At 73.0% G+C, this 13261-nt stretch carries 10 protein-coding genes; 5 read left to right on the top strand and 5 right to left on the bottom strand.

The genetic code is table 11. From position 1 onward, the window contains the following. Window positions 1-17: 17 nt before the first annotated feature. The 3 genes from ETD85_RS13900 to ETD85_RS66830 all read right to left on the bottom strand — a co-directional run bounded on the left by ETD85_RS13900 (window position 18) and on the right by ETD85_RS66830 (window position 8412). Window positions 18-2510, bottom strand: a complete 2493-nt coding sequence (locus tag ETD85_RS13900; protein WP_138690100.1) for a PEP/pyruvate-binding domain-containing protein — start codon at window positions 2508-2510, stop codon at window positions 18-20. Next, window positions 2507-3229, bottom strand: a complete 723-nt coding sequence (locus ETD85_RS13895) for a TetR/AcrR family transcriptional regulator (protein ID WP_138690099.1) — start codon at window positions 3227-3229, stop codon at window positions 2507-2509. Before ETD85_RS13895 ends, ETD85_RS13900 begins: the two co-directional genes overlap by 4 nt. 62 nt (window positions 3230-3291) lie before the next feature. Next, window positions 3292-8412 carry a tetratricopeptide repeat protein gene (locus ETD85_RS66830; RefSeq protein ID WP_138690098.1) on the bottom strand — a complete coding sequence of 1707 codons (5121 nt, stop codon included), beginning with the start codon at window positions 8410-8412 and terminating at the stop codon, window positions 3292-3294. Window positions 8413-8534: 122 nt separating this feature from the next. On the opposite strand from ETD85_RS66830, the gene ETD85_RS13885 reads away from it, so the two are divergent. From ETD85_RS13885 to ETD85_RS13875, 3 genes are all read left to right on the top strand, one after another. After that, complete coding sequence (locus ETD85_RS13885) at window positions 8535-9080, top strand: hypothetical protein (protein ID WP_240779138.1); 546 nt, start codon at window positions 8535-8537, stop codon at window positions 9078-9080. Between the two features lie 60 nt (window positions 9081-9140). Beyond that, window positions 9141-9524, top strand: a complete 384-nt coding sequence (locus ETD85_RS13880) for a hypothetical protein (RefSeq protein WP_138690096.1) — start codon at window positions 9141-9143, stop codon at window positions 9522-9524. Window positions 9525-9603: 79 nt separating this feature from the next. Further along, on the top strand, window positions 9604-10275 hold the full coding sequence (locus ETD85_RS13875; RefSeq protein ID WP_138690095.1) for a DUF6766 family protein: 672 nt from the start codon (window positions 9604-9606) through the stop codon (window positions 10273-10275). An 86-nt stretch (window positions 10276-10361) separates the two neighbouring features. Here ETD85_RS13875 and ETD85_RS13870 read toward each other — a convergent pair whose 3' ends face one another. Further along, window positions 10362-11156 (bottom strand): 1-aminocyclopropane-1-carboxylate deaminase/D-cysteine desulfhydrase, encoded by a 795-nt coding sequence (locus ETD85_RS13870; RefSeq protein WP_138690094.1) that lies wholly within the window; start codon window positions 11154-11156, stop codon window positions 10362-10364. A 43-nt stretch (window positions 11157-11199) separates the two neighbouring features. Between ETD85_RS13870 and galK the strand changes: the two genes are divergently transcribed. Beyond that, window positions 11200-12315 (top strand): galactokinase, encoded by a 1116-nt coding sequence (gene galK / locus ETD85_RS13865; protein WP_138690093.1) that lies wholly within the window; start codon window positions 11200-11202, stop codon window positions 12313-12315. Window positions 12316-12322: 7 nt separating this feature from the next. Here galK and ETD85_RS13860 read toward each other — a convergent pair whose 3' ends face one another. Then, complete coding sequence (locus tag ETD85_RS13860) at window positions 12323-13096, bottom strand: enoyl-CoA hydratase-related protein (RefSeq protein WP_138690092.1); 774 nt, start codon at window positions 13094-13096, stop codon at window positions 12323-12325. Between the two features lie 52 nt (window positions 13097-13148). Here ETD85_RS13860 and ETD85_RS66825 point away from each other — a divergent pair. Beyond that, a partial coding sequence (locus tag ETD85_RS66825) for a tyrosine-protein phosphatase (RefSeq protein WP_138690091.1) occupies window positions 13149-13261 on the top strand: 113 nt, incomplete at its 3' end.

The following is a 13261-nucleotide window of genomic DNA, read 5'->3' as shown; positions in this document are numbered from 1 at the left end:
GACTTGGCGCAGACTTTTCACGTCAGCAACTCGACCGTGCCCCGCTCGCCGTCCACCCTGATCCGGTCGCCGTCGTGCAGGCGCATGGTGGCGTTGCCGGTGCCGACCACGGCGGGGATGCCCAGCTCGCGGGCCACGATCGAGGCGTGCGACAGCGGCGCTCCCATGTCCGTCACCACCGCCGCGGCGCGCGGGAACATCGGCGTCCAGCCCACGTTCGTGAGCGTCGTGACCAGGATCTCGCCCGGCTTGAGCCGGTCGCCGTCCTCCGGGCCGGAGATCACCCGGGCGACGCCCTCCACCACCCCGGGCGCGCCGGCGAAGCCCGTCACCACGTCGCTCACCGGAACCGCGCCGCCACGGGCGTCGTAGAGGTCGCTCCGCCGCTCGGGGTCGGCGGCCCACCGCACGGGATCGAAATGCCCGACGATCAGGGTCGGGTACGGCGGCAGCGCCGCGTACTGCTCATAGGTCGCCCGCCGCACCGGCACCCGCTCCAGCGCGCCCTCGTCGCCGTGCAGCAGGGCCAGCAGCTCCTCCAGGTAGAGGTGGAACACGTCGTCGCCGCGCCCGGTCAGCTCGCCCGCGCGCACCGCGAACGCCCGCAGCACCCAGAACGCCCGCATGTTCTCCGAGCGCGCCGACTCCCGATCGCGCACGACCGCGTTCCAGCGCCGGACCCGGGCGCGCATCTTGGCCTCCTTGCCCGGGTAACGCTGGGCGAAGCGGCCCCACGCCTCCTCCCTGGCCTTCTCCTGCCGCGCGAACAGCGCCTCGGTGTCGGCACGCATGTCACGCAGGCCCGCGAGCTGGGCGTCGATCCAGCCGGAGTCCTCACCCGGCCGGGGGATCGACACCTCGAACTCGTGCGGGCCCCGATGCCCGTACGCCCTGGCGAACTCGTCCCTGGTGATCTCCCCGCGGGCCAGCCTGGACAGGCCCATGACCAGGCCCAGGCTGGCCAGCTCGCCTTCGGCGTTGACGCCGGTCAGCATGGACTCGGCGTCGACCTCGCCCATCAGCTTGTGCAGCCGGTCGCGGGTGTAGACCAGGGTGGAGCCGCCCTGGCGGCCCGCGGCCTCCAGCATGCGGCAGGAGGTGACCAGGTGCGGCTCGATCTCGCGCGCCCACAGCTCGGCCAGCTCCGGCCCCGAGCCGATGGCGGCGATCCGGGCGCGCAGGTCCTCGCAACGCTGCCGGGAGGTGGCGAGGAACGCGGGCATCTCCTTCAGGCCCGCGCGGACGCGGCGCTGGATGCCCACGGCCATGGGCAGGACCCGCTTGATGATCTGCCAGCGCGAGAGCGCCAGCCGCGGCACGTCCAGGCCGGGCGGCAGCTTGCCGAAGACCTGCTCGACCGCGCCGAGCTTGCTCTTCATGCCGAGGGCCTGCGCGATGGAGAAGACGATGCTCAGGTTCATGTAGAAACGGCCGCCGATGTTGCCCACGAGGTCGAAGCCGGGCAGCGACGAGGCGGACATGGCCTCATGGATGAACAGGCGCACGAACGACCAGGTCAGCGGCGTCATCACGTCGGGGATGGCCTCGCCCAGGTTGCCGCCGGTCCACAGGTAGTCGCCTCTGAGGCTGTCGTTCCACTCCTCGACCTGTGGCTTGAGCCCGGTGATCGGGCGGGCCTGCACGATGGCGAACGCGGCCTCGCGTCTGGCCCACTCGACGTCCATCGGGGTGCCGTACAGCGTCTGGATGCGGGCGCCGAGCCCGGCCAGCTCCACCGCCTGGGCCGCGTCGAGCACGGCCGCCCGCCGCAGGTCATCGGGGACGGGCTCCTCGTGGGTGCCGGTGGGGGTGCGCACGGTCATGACCGTCTTGTCGCTCGTCCGCGACTCGGTGACCGCGCCGCCGCACACGACGATCGTGTCAGGGGTGACCTGGCCGCCGACGACCGCCTCGCCGAGCCCCCACGAGGCGTTGATGACGGTCTTGTCGCGGGCGCCGCTGACCGGGTCGGCGGTGAACATGATGCCCGCCGCGTCGGCCTCGACCAGCTCCTGGACCACGACGGCCAGCGCCACGTCGTCGTGCGGCACGCCGTTCTGGTCGCGGTAGGCGATGGCGCGCGGGTTCCACAGCGAGGCCCAGCAGCGCTTGACCGCGTCGAGCAGCGCGTCGCCCCTGATGTTGAGATAGGTGTCCTGCTGGCCGGCGAACGACATGTCCGGCAGGTCCTCGGCGGTGGCCGACGAGCGCACGGCCACGGCCACGTCGTCGCCGAGCGCCGCGTACGCCTGCCTGATCTCCGCCGCGATCCCGGCGGGCATGTCGTGGCCCGCGAACAGCGCGGCGATGTCCTGTCCGCCACCCGAGCCCGCGGCCCGGAGGATCTCGTCGTGGAAGGCCGACACGAACGCGCGGTAGGCGTCCGTGGTGATGTGGAACCCGCCTGGGACGGGCAGCCCGGCCCTGGTCAGCCTGGCCAGGGAGGCACCTTTGCCACCCACGCTCGCCAGGTCGGCAGCGGCATCGTCGAGAGGGAGTACGGCCCTCACGTCACACGCTCCTTTGAGCCCAGGGAGGCCGCCAGTCTGAGCTGGGCGACCTCCACCAGGGCGTCGAGAAAATCGAGGGTGGCCCGCTCCACGGCGCGCCGGTCGTCGGCGGTCAGCCGGCGATCCGTGCTCGTGGCGCGGTCGATGGTGTCGGCGACCAGCTCCGCGATCCTGTCGTCCGGCAGCCTCGCCAGGCCGCTGGAACCGTCGGGCAGGTAGAGGAACCCGTAGACGATGGCGTTGACGACGGTGATCTGATCCCCTGGCTCTTTCCGCACCGCGCCGCGCCTGATCAGCTCCGCGATGTAGTCGTCGTAGACGCTGCCCAGCTCGAACGCGCTCGTGCTGCTCCGCTTCTGCCGCGTGAGCTTGCCGAGCACCTCGGAGTCGGCGCTCAGGACCGCCCGCAGCAGCGGCCGGCCCAGCAGGACGCGGGCGAACTCGCCGAACAGCGCGCTGAGCGTGGCGGGCCCGCGCGCGCGAAGCTCGGTCAGCATGAGCGCGCGCTCGCGGCGCAGCAGCGCGGCGAAGAGATCGTCACGGGTCTTCCAGTGCAGGTAGATGGTGCCTTTGGCGACACCGGCCCGCCTGGCCACGTCGTCGATCGAGGTCTTGTCGTAGCCCCGGTCCAGGATCAGCTCACCGGCGGCGTCGAGGATCCGGTGCGCCCGTTCGAGCTGGCGCGCGGGATCCAGCGGCGGCCGTCCGACTCTGACCATCTTTGTCTCACCCCAGTTATTTGACCAGACGAGACTAATCGGTCATTTAATTCATCGCAAGTTCACCTGCGGGCGAGCTTGCCCAGCAGCGCCTCGGCCTCGGAGCCGAACCCGGGATCGCCGGTCTCCACGGCTCTGACCAGCAGCAGCCTGGCCAGGTCGAGGTCGCCGCGCTCGTAGCGGATCTCGCCCAGGCGGCAGGCGGCCTCGGCCACCAGCTCGGCCTGCTCGGTCAGTCCCAGCGTCAGCTCGTAGTACCGCAGCGCGCCGTCGCGGTCCCCGAGCCAGTAGCACAGCTCGCCGAGATGGGCGGCGGCCAGCCCGGACTCGGAGTCCCCCGCGTCGATGACCCGCTGGTACCAGGTGAGCGCCTCGGGGAAGTCCCGGTCCCGCTTGGCCAGCGCGCCCAGGTACATCGCCGCCAGCGCGCCGATGTGCCCCTCCGCCGCGTCGACGGCCTTGAGGTACCACTCGCGCGCCTGCCGCTCGTCCTCGTCCTGGCAGATCTGCCCGAGCGCGACCATCGCCCGCGCGGCGAGGTCGTCGTCACCGGCGTCCAGCACCCGCAGGTACGCCTGCCGCCCCTCCTCCACCTGCCCCACGCCGACCAGCGTCTGCGCCAGCGTGGACAGCGCGATGGGCTCGCCGCCGGCCGCCGCCTCGCGCAGCGTCTCCAGCGAGGCCTCCGTGTCGCCCCTGCTCTCCTGGAGCATGCCGAGCAGGCTCCCGAACACGCCCTTGATCGGGCTGTCGGCGTCGGCCGCCCGCCGCTGGGCGACGTCGAAGAAGGCGTCGTCGTCGCCTTCGTCGCCGAGCAGCTCCAGCAGCCGGCCGCCGGCGACGAACCGCACCTCGGCGTCGTCGTGCTCGCTGAGCCGCTCGAAGATGGCCCGCGCCGCCGCCTGCTCGCCCAGCGCGGCCAGCCGGTCGGCGATGTTCAGCTCGGTGAACGGGCCCTCGCCGGTGAGCCGGCCGGCCAGCTCGAAGTACGCCCGCACGGCCGCCGGGTCGTCGCACTCCCCGGCCAGCTCGCGCGCCACCCCGGCGATCTCCGCAGCGATTTCCTCCGCGCCTGAGCTCGCCACGCCGGAGCCCTCCACGCGGGGACCCTCCGCCCCGGCGCCCTCCGCGCCCGTGCTCTCGCCGGCGAGCCTGAGCACCTGGACGGCCTGCGCGTGCTCGCCGCGGTCGGCCGCCTGGTAGGCCACGGCGGTCAGGTTGTCCATCGCGGTCCTGGCCAGGTCGCTGCCCGAGCCCCTGGCCGCCACCAGCGCCGCCGCGAACGCCTCCGCCGCGCCGAGCTGGTCGCCGTCCTCGTGCAGCCAGACGCCGAGCAGCAGGCCGCCCCGCTCCACCGCGTCCCGGGCGCCGTCCCGCGCGCCGGACTCCATGGCCAGCCGCACCTCGCGGGCGGCGCCCGCCGCGTCGCCAAGGTCGCGCATGGTCCTGGCGAGGTCCACCCGGATGCCGGCCGAGGTGCCGGGGAAGCCGGTGTCCACGCCCTTGCCGTACATGAGGGCCGCGTTCTCCAGGTCGCCGGCGGCCTTGCGGGCGTCGCCCCACGCCCAGTACCCCATGGACACGGTCTCGGGGTCGCCGGTGCCGACGGCCCGCTCGGCCTCCGTCGCCACGGCGTCGTGATCCTGCTCCATGAGCAGGTGGGCCAGCAGGTGGCGCAGGCTGTCGAGGTCGCCGGCCGCCGCTCCGGCCGACAGCGACTCGCGTACGCCCGCGGTGTCGCCGCGCTCGGCCAGCAGCTCGGCCAGGTAGACGGCGGTGAACGGCATCGCCGCGCGCGCCGCCTCGATCGCCCCGTCGAGGTCGCCCCGGCGGTGGCGGACGATGGCGATGTTGCGCCAGGCCATGCGGGCCGTGTGCGCGTGCTCGGTGGCCGGCAGGAAGCTCAGCTCCGCGCGGCTGTGGTGGCCGGCCTCGGCCAGGATCGCGCCGAGTGCCACGGCGGCCTCCGCGGCGATCTCGGGCTCGCCCAGGTCGATGACCACCTGGTGCAGCGCAGCGGCCACCTCTCCGTCGTCCAGGCTGCGCGCCCGGTCGAGGGTTTCGGCCAGGGGCTCGCGCCGGGCCTCGGGGTCCGCGCCGGCCAGCAGGCGGCGTACGGCGGGGGCGTCGTCGTCGTTGAGCGCGAGCAGCAGCTCGGCCATCAGCTCCGACCCGGCGAACTCGGTCAGCGCCGCGACCGCGCCCGCCCTGTCGCCGTCGTCGGCCAGCACCCAGCCCCGCTCCTTGGCGGAGGCCGTGCCGAGGCGGACGCGGGCCACGGCGACGCACCACTCGTCGTCGTCCAGCGCCACGATCCGCTCGCAGGCGGAGCGGGCGTACTCGGCGTCGCCCGCATCTCCCAGCAGCCGCGCCGCCGCCACCAGCACGGCCGACGCCGACTCGGGCGCGGCGAGCACGGCCCGCTCGAACGCCGCCCGCGCCCCCGCCACGTCACCGGTCCTGGCGAGCAGCTCGCCGAGCAACCGAGCCTCGTCCGCGTCTTGCGTCCCGGTTCCGTCCTGGGCGCCGGGCGTCCTCAGGGTGGCGAGTGCGGCCGTCAGGTCGCCGTGGTCGCGCAGCAGGCGGGCCAGCCGGAGACGGCCATCGGCCGCGCCGAACGCCTCCCGCAGCAGCTCACCGCCCTCCTCCGCCGAGCCATCGGCCACCAGCACCTCCGCCAGCCGCATGGTCAGGCCGGCCGCGCGCCGCTCGTCGAGGCCCTCCTGACCGAGCGCCAGCCGATAGGCGACGGCCGCCTCCGCGTACAGCCCGAGCTCCTGCCGCGCCCAGCCGATGTCGCGCTGCGTCATGACGGCCAGCCGTTCGTTGCCGCCCTCGGCCGCGCGCTCCCAGGCGCGCAGCGCGCCGAGCTTGTCGCCCGCGTCGTTGCGCAGCGCGCCCAGGTAGCAGCCCGCCTCCTGGCGCAGGCGCGGATCCCCGGCCTCGACCACGAGGGACAGCGCCCGGTCCGCGGCGGCCGGCTCGCCGGCCCGCTGCCAGACGTGCGCGCACTCCGTGGCGAGCTTGGACGACAGGAAGAGGTCGCCCTCCTCCTCCATCGCCTCGAACGCCGCCGCCGCACCCGCGAAGTCCAGGTCGAGCAGGCACCGCGCGAAGCGTCCCATGTCCTCGGGCTCCCCCTCGGCCAGGCCGAAGGCCGCCCGCGCGCCTGACAGGTCGCCCAGCCTGGCCCGGTAGAACCCGAGCAGCCAGGCGCTGCGCGCGATGTCCGCCGCCGGCAGGTCCTCCCCCAGCCGCCTCTCGTGCACCCGGCAGACCGCGAGCAGGTCGCCCTGCCGCTCCAGCACCACGAGGAGCGAGCCCGTCGCCTCGGCCCGCAGCCCCCGGTTGCCGCTCTGCGCCGCCACCGCGTACGCGGCCCGCGCCCCAGCCGGATCCCGCTCCGCGATCAGCGCGCCCAGCCCGTGCGCCACCCAGGCCGCCAGCGCCGGATGGCCGTCCGCCCAGGCCCGGCGCAGCAGCGCGACCGCCTCGTGCTCTTCGGCCAGGATGTCCTTGCAGATCAACGCCGTGTACGACAGCGCGAGCGGATCGCCGGAGTCCGCCGCCGCGGCGAACATCTCGGCCGCGTCCGACAGGTCGTACCCGATCGAGGCCAGGACCTGCGCGAACACGGCGGTGCCGATCGCGGAGACGGCCGGGTCCGCGTGGTCCATGGCCGCCCGGTAGCGCAGCAGCCCCTCCTCCCTGCCCAGCCGCTGATGGTCGAGCATCGCCCCGAGCACCGGATGCGGCTCGTCGCCGGACTCCCGCAGCAGGTGCAGCAGGAAGGCCGCGTTGAAGCCCTGGAGCAGGTCGTCGCTCTCGGCCACGTACGCGAGCAGCTCGTCGGCCTGCTCCCGGTCGCCCTCGCCCATCTCCAGCTCGGCCAGCGTCACCATGGCCCGCAACGACTGCGTGGGCGCGCCCGAGTCGGCGGCCCTGCGCAGCAGGCGCCGGGCCTCGTCCAGGTCGCCGGCCTTCAGCCGGGCCAGGCCGTCGTCGGTGTCCTGGAGCGCCTGCTCCTCCACGGGGTCGGCGAGCGGCTGCTGCCTGGCCGCGTGCTCAAGCAGCAGCCCGGCCTTGAACGCGGCGTCGGCGTCCGCGTGCCCGGCCGCGTACTCCGCCAGCGCCAGGATCTCGGCGGAGGCGTCCGGCCGCTGTTCGAGCAGCATGCCGAGCAGGGTGACGCAGACCGAGGCCCACTCGCTCTCGCCCGCCTCCAGCACCGCGCGCAGCGCGGCCAGCGCCTCGGCCGCGTCGCCCGCCTCGGTGTGCATCTGAGCCAGGCACGCCTGAGCCTGTACGACGTAGTCACGCTGCCCGCTGGCGACCACCCTGCGGAAGATCGCCTTCGTCTCCTCCACGTCACCGAGCTGCGCCGTCACCTTGGCCAGCTCGATGAGGGAGGGCAGCCGGATGTCGGGCCTCGGGTCCTCGGCGGCCACGCGGTAGGCGGCCGCCGACTCGGCGTACTCGCCCAGGTCCACCAGCACCGCGCCGAGCAGCTTGTGCGCCATGGCCAGGTGGTCGGGGTGGCCGACGGCGATGGCGTGCTCGCACACCTCGCGGGCCTGCTCGTAGTCCTCCTCGTCGGCGTACAGCTGGTAGAGCTGGAACGCCGCCAGCGCCACCACGTCGGGGTCGCCGCAGGTCAGCAGCGCCCGGTACTCGTCCTCGTCCTCGGCCTCCTCGTACAGGTCGCGCGCCGAGGCCGGGTCCTGGTCGAACTCCGGCAGCTCCAGCCGCGCGGCCAGCTCGGCGACGGCCGGACTGTGGCACCTGCGGGCCCGCTCCAGCGCCGCCTGAGCACCCTGCTCGTCCCCCAGCTGCGTGTGCACCAGCACCAGCGCCGTCTCGGCGAGCGCGGCGACCTCGAAATCGGCCCCGCTCGACGCGATCGACAGCACCCGGTGCGCGGCCGGCCACTCCTTGGCGGTCACCAGCATCATCCCCATGGCGATGGCCGAGCGCTGCCCGAACACGGGGTCGCCCGACTGGATCACCGATCTGTGCGCCGCCTCGGCTCCGTCCAGGTCTCCCTGCTCGAACAGCAGCCCGGCCAGCAGGTGGGACGCCTCCGGGTCTCCCGTGGCCGCGATCTGCCTGAACAGCGCGGCGGCCGTGTCGTGATCTCCCGCTTTCCAGTGCTCCATGGCCGCGTCGAGCTGTTCTGACGCCATCACTCACTCCAAGGTCATCGAATAATGTGAAAAAGCTACACATGTGTCACCCACGTCACAGGGCATTCCGAGATCTCCTGTCCTTGCGCGGGGAAGTCGGGGAGCGCCGTAGCGTGTACCTCATGGGCAAGGCGTTCTGGATCGATCAGGAGTTCGACAGGGACCGTGACGGGCGCTATGCCGTACACGTGCGCAAGAACCTGGACGAGTTCGAGTGGGGCGACATCGCTCCCGTCAGGTTCGCGTGCGCGGCCTGGCGGCTGGCCACGCCGCCGTCGCTGACGCCCGGCTTCGTGCGGTGGGACCGGCGCGTGCTGGAGGCCACCTGCCACCGCAACACCTGGGACGGCACGCTCTACGCGCGGGTCAGGGTGGTCTCGCCGCTGCCGGAGGAGCTCACCCGGTCACGGGCCTGGTGGCGCGACCGCGGCTGGCTGGGCTGGCAGGAGACCTTCGGCCAGTACGTCGAGCCGACCCAGCAGGACCTGGCCAGGATCCCGTTCCTGCGCGCGACGCTGCTGGTCGAGGCGCCCGTGCCGCTCGACGACCTGCCGCCCGAGCCGGAGGGGCCGCACGACCAGGTGGAGCAGAGCGCCCACCGCGCCGTCGCCGTGCTGGCCCGCGAGCTGAACGCCCTGGTCTCCCCGGTCCTCGACCAGCTCGGCTGACCCCCGCCCCTGTTCTCCTGCCGCAGCATGGCCGATCCGCCCGTGGGTAGCACGTGACTCATGAGGATCCCGCTCGTCGTCGTGGCGGCGCTGGCCCTCGGAGCGGCCGGCTGCTCCGTGGACACCGCCTCGCCCGCGCGTGCGGCCGAGCGCTTCCACGCCGCGGTGTCCGCGCACCAGGAGGCGGCCGCGTGCGCCATGCTGACCCGCAGCACCGCCGAGAGCCTGCCGAACTCCGGACAGACCTGCCCCGACGCCCTGCGCGAGCTGGACCTGGGCCCGGGCGGGGCGGTGACGTCGGCGAGCGTGTGGGGCGACGACGCCCAGGTACGCCTGGCCGGTGACACGCTCTTCCTGCACCGCTTCAGCGACGGCTGGCGGATCAGGGCCGCGGGGTGCGTGCCCGTGCGCGACCTCCCCTACAAGTGCGAGGTCGACGACTGATGCGCGTGATGTTCATCCTGACGCTGGCCATCATCGTGGTGGGCCTGGCCTGGTTCTTCGCCATGGGGTGGTCGCACCTATGAGACGGCTGAAGGAGAACGGGCTGGCCCTGGCGTTCCTGGTCATGTTCCTGCTGGCGCTGGGCGGGCAGGCCGTGGCCGGGCTGCTCCAGTACAACGACCTGCAACTGGCCGGCGGCGGCGAGCCCGTCTCGATCGTCGAGTACGTCACGTCGTCCTCGTACGCGGTGGACGTGGCGGAGAACTGGCAGTCGGAGTACCTGCAGTTCTTCCTGTTCATCATGCTCACCGTCTGGCTCGTCCAGAAGGGCTCGCCCGAGTCCAAGCGAGCGGAGGACGCGGGCGCGGAGTCCGACGAGCAGCAACTGGTCGGGCGGCACGCGCGGGCCGACTCGCCCGCCTGGGCCAGGGCCGGCGGGGCTCGGCTCAGGCTGTTCAGCAACTCGCTGGGGCTGGTGATGGGCGCGGTCTTCCTGCTGTCGTGGCTGGCGCAGTCGGTGGCGGGACAGGCCGCGTACAACTCGGAGCGACTCTCTGACCTGCGCGACCCGGTCTCGTGGGGCTCGTACGTGACCTCCCCCGAGTTCTGGAACCGCAGCCTGCAGAACTGGCAGTCGGAGCTGCTGGCCGTCCTGTCGATGGTGGTGCTGTCGATCTACCTGCGCCAGCGCGGCTCGCCCGAGTCCAAGCCGGTCGGCGCCTCCCACGCGGCCACCGGCGTCGAAGGCTGAGCCGGAGGCTGGGTCCGTGGCTGGGTCTGTGGCCGGGTCGGCGGCTGGGTCTGCGGCTGGGTCGGCGGCCGAGTCTGCAGCTGGGTCTAAAGCCGGGGCAGGGGCCGGCCGGTGATGACCGCGACGATGCGGGTGCCGGGGGCGAAGGCGTCCTGGCGGGCGAGGTCGAGGATCCCGTAGAGCATCTTCGCCACGTAGACCCCCTCGACCCGAAATTTCGCGATAAATCTGTCCAAGGTGGGCGTGGACTTGGCGTACCCGCCGAAGTGGTAGTCCAGGTTGACCGACCAGTTCGCCCAGGTCCGCCCGTACGCCTCCTGCTGCAGCCGGGCCACCTCCCCGTTCAGGAACCCGGCCCCCTTCAGCACCGCGAACCCGAGCGCCCGCTTCCCCTCGGGCAGCCCCGCCGAGATCCCGGCCAGCGTCCCGCCGGTCCCGGCCGGGCAGCAGATGACGTCGTAGTCCGTGCCGATCTCCCCCGGCAGCTCCGCGCACCCCCGCACGGCCGCCGCGTTGCTCCCGCCCTCGGGCAGGATCGCGATGTCCTGCCCCCAACGCGCCCGCAGCCCGGCCAGCACCTCCTCGGTGTGCTTGAGCCGGTAGGAGGCCCGGTCCAGATAGGTGATCGTCATGCCGCAGGCGACGGCGTGGGCGAGCGAGGGGTTGAGCGGCAGGTGCTCCTCGCCGCGGATGACGCCGATCGTCTCGATCCCGTGCCGCCGCCCCGCCTCGGCCACGGCCCTGATGTGATTGGAGTAGGCGCCGCCGAAGGTCAGCAGCCGGGGATGGCCCAGGTTGTACTTGAGCTTGCGCGGCTTGTTGTCATCATGCTTCAGGAACACCCGGACCCGGCCGAGCCCTGGATCCAGGAGCTCCTCCATGGCGCTAGTCTACGGTCGGGCCTTTGTTGAGGAGTGTTCGATTATGCGCGTTGTTGAAGCTTTTCGTGCCGCGTACGGCGCGTCCCCCCAGACCGTCTGGCGAGCGCCGGGCCGCGTCAACCTGATCGGCGAGCACACCGACTACAACGACGGTTTCGTGCTGCCCTTCGCCGTGCCGTGGGGCGTGACGGCCGCGATCACTCCACGCCCCGACGGGACCATCCGCCTGCTCTCGCTCCAGTCCCCGGACGGCGAGCCGGTGACCATGACCGACCGCGACCAGTCGAAGGGCTGGACCCGCTACGTCGTGGGCGTCCTCGCCATGCTGGGCGACCGGGTGGCGGGCGCCGACATCGCCATCGACGGCGACGTGCCGCAGGGCGCCGGCCTCAGCTCCAGCGCCGCGCTCGAGGTGGCCGTCGCCTCGGCGCTCAACGAGCTCCACGACCTGGGCCTGTCCCCGATGGAGATCGCCCTGCTCAGCCAGAAGGCCGAGAACGACTTCGTCGGCATGCCCTGCGGCATCATGGACCAGGCCGCCTCGGCCCTGTCGCAGGAGGGCCACGCCCTCTTCCTCGACTGCCGCTCGCTCGGCTCCAGGAACATCCCGTTCGACCTGGCCGCCCACGGCCTGAGCCTGCTCATCATCGACACGCAGGTGCACCACGAGCACGCGGGCGGCGAGTACGCCAAGCGCCGCGCGGAGTGCGAGTCGGCGGCCCGCAAGCTCGGCGTCCCCGCGCTGCGCGACGTGACCGACCTGGCCGGGGCCCTCGACCGGCTGCAGGGCGACGAGCGCAAGCGCACGATGCACGTCGTCACGGAGAACCACCGCGTGGAGGCGCTCATCGGGCTCCTGCGCGCGGGCGCCGTCACCGAGATCGGCGCCCTGCTCAACGCCTCGCACCTGTCGCTCAGGGACCAGTACGAGGTGTCGTCCCCCGAGCTGGACCTGGCGGTCGAAGCCGCCATCAGGGGCGGCGCGCGGGGCGCGCGGATGACGGGCGGCGGCTTCGGCGGCTCGGCGATCGCCCTGGTGCCGGAGGAGCGCCTGGACAGCGTCCGGGAGTCGGTCGCCGGCGCGTACGCCGAGCGCGGCTTCCAGGCGCCCCGCTTCCTGAACGCCACCCCGGCCAAGGGCGCGCACCGCGTGGCGTGACGCCCCCCTAGAGCGGCGGGAAGTTCGGCGGCCGCCGCTCCAGGAAACTGGCCACGCCCTCGGCGAAGTCGGGGCGGCCGAAGGAGGCGACCATCTCCTGGGTGGCCACCCTGGCGGACTGCTCCAGGGTGGTGTCCCAGTCGTGCCACACCTGCCGCTTGATCACCGCCATCGACGCGGGCGAGCTGTAGGTCGCCAGCTCCCCCGCGTACGCCTGCGCCTGGGCGAGCAGCGACTCCCTCGGCACCGCGCGGTTGGCCAGCCCCAGCTCGCAGGCCTCCCGGCCGGTGAACACCCGGCCGGACAGCAGGATGTCCATGGCCCGCTGCTGCCCCATGACGCGGGGCAGCACCCAGGAGAGCCCGTACTCGGCGATCAGCCCGCGGCGCGGGAACGCGGTCGTCCACTTGGCGTCCTCGGCCGTGAAGACGAGGTCGCAGACGAGGGCGTGCACCATGCCCAGCCCGGCGCAGGCGCCGTTGACCGCGGCGATGATCGGCTTGCCGATGGTGGTGGGGTAGGTGTTGGGCCTGGGGTCGGGCTCGCTGTCGTAGGAGCCGGTCTGGATGGCGGTCAGCGTCTTGAAGTCGGCGCCCGAGCAGAAGCCCTTTCCTGCGCCGGTGACCACCACGGCCCGGATCTCCGGGTCCTTCTCCGCCTGTGCCAGCAGGTCGAAGTAGCGCCGCCCCATGGCATCCGTCCAGGCATTGAGCGTGTCGGGACGGTTGAAGGTCAGCGTCAGCACGCCCTGGTCCACCGATGAGAGCACGAGTTCCGCCATACGCTAACCGAACCATGTTCTAGGCCAGGAAGGCAAGGATAGGGTGGCCCGCATGGAACGGGATCTGGCCTGGGAGGGCTGTCACAACGTACGCGACCTGGGCGGGCTGCCGGCCGCGGGCGGGCGGCGTACGCGCTGGGGGGCGGTGGTGCGCTCCGACACGCC

It is taken from the genome of Nonomuraea zeae (assembly GCF_005889725.1).
GTDB classification, from domain to species: Bacteria; Actinomycetota; Actinomycetes; order Streptosporangiales; family Streptosporangiaceae; genus Nonomuraea; species Nonomuraea zeae.
The sequence above is the reverse complement of the archived record's forward strand: the minus strand, read 5'-3'. Positions and strand labels throughout refer to the sequence as shown.